General features: G+C 69.6%; 1 protein-coding gene. It reads left to right on the top strand.

The window, feature by feature from the left end:
- Positions 1-1,337: ATP-dependent RNA helicase DbpA (dbpA, locus tag QZ994_RS19905; protein ID WP_290877845.1), on the top strand; the 1,337-nt coding region annotated here is incomplete at both ends.

The following is a 1,337-nucleotide window of genomic DNA, read 5'->3' as shown; positions in this document are numbered from 1 at the left end:
CCCATCCAGGCGGCCAGCCTGCCGCTCACCCTGGCCGGCCACGACCTCATCGCCCAGGCCCAGACCGGCAGCGGCAAGACCGCCGCCTTCGGCCTGGCGCTGCTCAACCGCCTCGATGCACGCTTTGCCGACGTGCAGGCCATGGTGCTGTGCCCCACCCGCGAACTGGCCGACCAGGTCACCCAGGAGCTGCGCCGCCTGGCCCGCGCCGAGGCCAACATCAAGATCCTGAGCCTGTGCGGCGGCAGCACCATGCGCCCCCAGATCGAAAGCCTGGCCCACGGCGCCCACATCGTGGTGGGCACACCCGGCCGCCTGATGGACCACCTGGAGCGCGGCACCCTGCAGCTTGGCAGCCTGCGCACCCTGGTGCTCGACGAGGCCGACCGCATGCTCGACATGGGCTTCCATGACGACATGGTCAAGGTGGCCAGCCAGTGTCCCAAGGACCGCCAGACCCTGCTGTTCTCGGCCACCTACCCCGACGACATCGCCAGGCTGAGCGCGCGCTTCCTGCGCAACCCCAAGGAAGTGAAGATCGAGGCCGCACCCGCCACGCAGCTGATCGAACAGCGCTGGTACGAGGTCGACCGGGCCACACGCCTGGACACCGTCACCCGCCTGCTCAAGGCCGAGCGCCCCGCCAGCGCCATCGCCTTCTGCAACACGCGCCAGCAATGCCGCGACCTGGTCGACGTGCTCACCGCGCACGGCATCGAGGCCCTGGCCCTGCACGGCGAGCTGGAGCAGCGCGAGCGCGACCAGGTCCTGATCCAGTTTGCGAACCGCAGCGTCAGCGTCCTGGTCGCCACCGACGTGGCCGCCCGCGGCCTGGACATCGCCCAGCTCGAAGCCGTCATCAACGTCGACGTCACGCCCGACCCCGAAGTGCACATCCACCGCATCGGCCGCACGGGCCGCGCTGGCGCCTCCGGCCTGGCCCTGAACCTTGCGAGCATGGACGAGATGGGCCGCGTGGGCAACATCGAACTGCTGCAGAAGCAGGAATCCAGGTGGTTCCCGCTCGACGCCCTGCCCGCCGACACCGGCGAGCCCCTGCTGCCGCCCATGGTCACCATCCAGCTGCTGGGCGGCCGCAAGGAAAAGATGCGCCCGGGCGACGTGCTGGGTGCACTCACCGGCGAAGCCGGCTTTGCCGGCAGCCAGATCGGCAAGATCAACATCACCGACTTCCACACCTATGTGGCGGTGGAACAGGCCATCGCCGGCAAAGCCGTGGCCAAGCTCAACACCATCAACGTCAAGGGCAAGCGCGTGAAGGCCCGCCTGCTCAAGGACGTGCTGCGCGACGCCGCCCTGCGCCTGCTGCGCTTCGC

The sequence above is a fragment of the Aquabacterium sp. genome, assembly GCF_021768455.1.
Lineage (GTDB): Bacteria > Pseudomonadota > Gammaproteobacteria > Burkholderiales > Burkholderiaceae_C > Aquabacterium.
This window is presented reverse-complemented; position numbering and strand designations above follow the sequence as displayed.